This is a genomic window from Streptomyces sp. XY431 (assembly GCF_001279805.1).
GTDB lineage: Bacteria > Actinomycetota > Actinomycetes > Streptomycetales > Streptomycetaceae > Kitasatospora > Kitasatospora purpeofusca.
The window spans coordinates 1-3826 of record NZ_LGDO01000203.1; the positions used below are offsets into that span (position 1 = coordinate 1).

The 3826-nt window shown below is 70.0% G+C and carries 3 protein-coding genes; 2 read left to right on the plus strand and 1 reads right to left on the minus strand.

Features of this window, described 5'->3' with window-relative positions; genetic code table 11:
• The first annotated feature begins 258 nt into the window (after positions 1-258).
• Together pruA and ADK60_RS20260 are read left to right on the plus strand one after the other, a co-directional pair.
• A complete protein-coding gene (pruA, locus tag ADK60_RS20255; RefSeq protein WP_053647860.1) occupies positions 259-1887 on the plus strand; it encodes an L-glutamate gamma-semialdehyde dehydrogenase in 1629 nt (542 codons plus the stop codon).
• Positions 1888-2035: 148 nt separating this feature from the next.
• The gene (locus tag ADK60_RS20260; RefSeq protein ID WP_045940117.1) at positions 2036-2965 is read left to right on the plus strand and encodes a proline dehydrogenase family protein; all 930 of its coding nucleotides are present in this window, start codon (positions 2036-2038) and stop codon (positions 2963-2965) included.
• 71 nt (positions 2966-3036) lie between these two features.
• On the opposite strand, the gene ADK60_RS20265 is transcribed toward ADK60_RS20260, so the two are convergent.
• Positions 3037-3621, minus strand: a complete 585-nt coding sequence (locus ADK60_RS20265; RefSeq protein ID WP_053647862.1) for a Uma2 family endonuclease — start codon at positions 3619-3621, stop codon at positions 3037-3039.
• Positions 3622-3826 lie beyond the last annotated feature (205 nt).

Here is a 3826-nt window from a genome sequence, read left to right on the forward strand (position 1 = left end):
CGGGGGCGGCCCGCCGCCGTGGCCGTGGGCGGGTCGGGGGGTGGGCCGTGGGCGGGTCGGTGGTGGGGCGGGAGTGGCCGGCGGGTGGCCGAAGGGTGGCTTTCGTCCGAATCCTTCATCCGGTCGGACAACGCCGTCCGGATGATTTTAGCCGTCCGGCCAATCAAGCGACCCCTGATGCAGGAATAGCGTTCGTCATGTGGCCGTCGTGCGATCCGCGTCGGCATCCCCGCAAGGAACGAAGGAGAGCGTGCGCTCATGGATGCTGTGACCCAGGTCCCCGCGCCGGTGAACGAGCCGGTCCACAGCTACGCCCCCGGCAGCCCGGAACGGGCCCGCCTGGAGGCGAAGCTGAAGGAGCTGGGCGGCCAGGAGCCGGTCCAGCTGACCATGACGATCAACGGTGAGCGCCGCATGGGCGGCGGCACCGAGTTCCACGTCGTCCAGCCGCACAACCACGCGGCGAGGCTCGGCACCCTGCGCAACGCCACCCAGGCGGACGCGCAGGAGGCCATCGACACTGCCCTGGCCGCGGCCCCGGCCTGGCAGGCGCTCTCCTTCGACTCCCGCGCCGCGATCTTCCTGCGCGCCGCCGACCTGCTGGCCGGCCCCTGGCGCGAGACCCTGGCCGCCGCCACCATGCTCGGCCAGTCCAAGACCGCGCAGCAGGCCGAGATCGACACCCCCTGCGAGCTGGTCGACTTCCTGCGCTTCAACGTGCACTTCGCCCGCCAGATCATGGCCGAGCAGCCGATCTCCTCGGACGGCGTGTGGAACCGCAGCGACCACCGCCCGCTGGAGGGCTTCGTCTACGCGATCACCCCGTTCAACTTCACCGCCATCGCCGGCAACCTGCCGACCGCGCCGGCGCTGATGGGCAACGTGGTGCTGTGGAAGCCCTCGCCGACCCAGCAGTTCTCCGCGCACCTGCTGATGCAGCTGCTGGAGGCGGCCGGCCTGCCCAAGGGCGTCATCAACATGGTGACCGGCGACGGCCTGGACGTCTCCGCCGTCGCGCTGAAGCACCCGGCGCTGGCCGGCATCCACTTCACCGGCTCCACCGCCACCTTCCAGCACCTGTGGCGCGAGGTCGGCAACAACATCTCCGGCTACCGCACCTACCCGCGGATCGTCGGCGAGACCGGCGGCAAGGACTTCCTGGTCGCCCACCCGTCGGCCGACCGGGCCGTGCTGAAGACCGCCATGACCCGCGGCGCCTTCGAGTTCCAGGGCCAGAAGTGTTCGGCCCTCTCCCGCGCCTACGTCCCGGCCTCCATCTGGGCCGAGCTGAAGGACGAGTTCCGCGCCGAGGTCGACGGCCTGACCATGGGCGACGTCACCGACCTGTCGAACTTCATGTCCGCCGTCATCGACGACCGCGCCTTCGCCAAGAACAAGGCCGCGATCGACCGCGCCCAGGCCGACCCGCAGGTCGAGGTCCTGGCCGGCGGCACCTACGACGACAGCGTGGGCTACTTCGTCCGGCCGACCGTGCTGGTCTGCCAGGACCCGGCCTCGGAGTACTTCCGCGACGAGTACTTCGGCCCGGTCCTCGCCGTGTACGTCTACGAGGACGACAAGTACGACGAGATGCTGACCCAGATGGAGTCGGTCTCGGACTACGCCCTGACCGGCGCGATCATCTCCCAGGACCGCGAGGCCGTTCAGCACGCGATGCTCAAGCTGCGGAACGCGGCCGGCAACTTCTACATCAACGACAAGCCGACCGGCGCGGTCGTCGGCCAGCAGCCGTTCGGCGGCGCCCGTGCCTCGGGCACCAACGACAAGGCCGGCGCCAAGCAGAACCTCGCGCGGTGGACCTCGACCCGCTCGGTCAAGGAGACCTTCGTCCCGCCGACGGACTACCGCTACCCGCACATGGGCTGACCGTCCCACCGGGACCCGTTCGCGGTCCCCTGACGCCTCCCGGCCCCGCAGCCGGGCGGCGTCCCACGGGCGGCGAGCCCACCACCCCCCTGGGCTCGCCGCCCGTCCCTTTCTGCCACCCGAAGAAGCACCAGCTCCAGGAGTCACGATGCTCCGTTCCGCCCTCCTCGCGGCCTCCCGCTCGGCCCAGGTCCGCACCGTCGTCGAGAAGTTCCCGCCGACCCACGCGATAGTCGAGCGCTTCGTCGCCGGCGAGGCCCTCGACGACGCCGTCACCGCCTGCGACGACCTCGTCGCGACCGGCCGCAAGGTCACCCTGGACCACCTCGGCGAGGACACCCGCGACGCCGCCCAGGCCGCCGGCACCGCCGAGGCCTATGAGCACCTGCTCAAGGCGCTCAAGGAGACCGGCCTGGCCGCCGGCGCCGAGGTCTCGGTCAAGCTCTCGGCCGTCGGCCAGTTCCTCCCGGTGGACGGCGAGAAGATCGCCCTGGAGAACGCCCGCCGCATCTGCGAGGCCGCCGCCGACGCCGGCACCACGGTGACCCTCGACATGGAGGACCACACCACCACCGACTCCACCCTCGCCATCGCCCGCGAGCTGCGCCAGGACTTCCCCTGGCTGGGTGTCGTCCTCCAGGCCTACCTGCGCCGCACCGAGGCCGACTGCCGCGAGTTCTCCGGCCCCGGTTCCCGGGTGCGCCTGTGCAAGGGTGCCTACAAGGAGCCCGAGTCGGTCGCCTTCCAGGGCAAGCACGAGGTCGACCTCGCGTACGTCCGCGCGCTCAAGGTCCTGATGGCCGGCGAGGGCTACCCGATGATCGCCTCGCACGACCCCAACATGATCAAGATCGCCGGCCAGCTGGCCCAGTGGAACGGCCGCAAGCGCGACTCCTTCGAGTACCAGATGCTCTTCGGCATCCGCCCCGAGGAGCAGCTCCGCCTCGCCGGCGAGGGCAACACCATGCGGGTCTACCTCCCGTACGGCGAGGAGTGGTACGGCTACTTCATGCGCCGCCTCGCCGAGCGCCCGGCCAACCTCACCTTCTTCCTGCGCGCCATGGCCACCCGCGGCTGACCCCCGCGGCAACCGCCCGGCCCGGGTCCTCCTTCCGCGATGGGGGGACCCGGGCCGTCGTGCGTCCGGCTCTAGAGGAAGTCCTTGGTGTCCAGCTCGAACTCGAACGGCGCCGGAAGCACGAGCGGCTCCCCGAACGCCGTGAGGTGCACCTCGGTGTACTCGTCGCGATGCGGTGTGTCGAACAGGCTGATCTGCGAGCGCTCGCGGTCGATCAGCAGGTAGAAGGGGATGGCGGCGCGGGTGTAGCAGTGGCGCTTGGCGATCCGGTCCTGGTCGGGCTTGCTGGACGTCACCTCGGCGACCATGGCCACGCCGTCCGGCTCCATCCAGGAGGGCGCGCCGCGGAACAGGCGCAGTTCCTTGGGGGCGAACGTGGCATCGGGGATGACATGGTTCTTCGGGCAGAGTCCGCCGCTCGGCAGGCGGAGGCCCTTGTTGCCCGAGATCTGGACCGGGGTTTCGGTGTGTCGGTACACCTGGCCCATCAGTTGGCTGAGCAGATCCTCGTGGTCGCCGTCCGGTGGAACGGTGACGGCAATCTCCCCTTCGATCAGCTCGATGCGTAGTCCGTCCGGGGATTCCAGGTTCAGGAAGCACTGGAGCAGGATGTCCGCCTGCTGGCTGGAGGTGGAGGCCCTTTTCTTGTTCGGCACGGATTCCCACGCTAGTGGCGGTTCGAGGGAGGTGCGTCGGGTGTGGCGGGATTTCACTCGATGGGGGGAGGGGGGATCGGCGTAGGATCTTCGTGCTGGTGAACTCTGGCGTGTGAGCGAGGAGTTGGCATGGTGCTGAAGCGGTTCGCGGAGTTGTCCACGCCGTTGGTGGCGGATGCGTGCATGCGGGCGGGGGTGGGGCTGC

Excerpts from the sequence above, each read along its gene's own strand:
- pruA (WP_053647860.1), top strand. The coding sequence starts at position 259 with ATGGATGCTGTGACCCAGGTCCCCGCGCCGGTGAACGAGCCGGTCCAC.
- ADK60_RS20260 (WP_045940117.1), top strand. The coding sequence starts at position 2,036 with ATGCTCCGTTCCGCCCTCCTCGCGGCCTCCCGCTCGGCCCAGGTCCGC.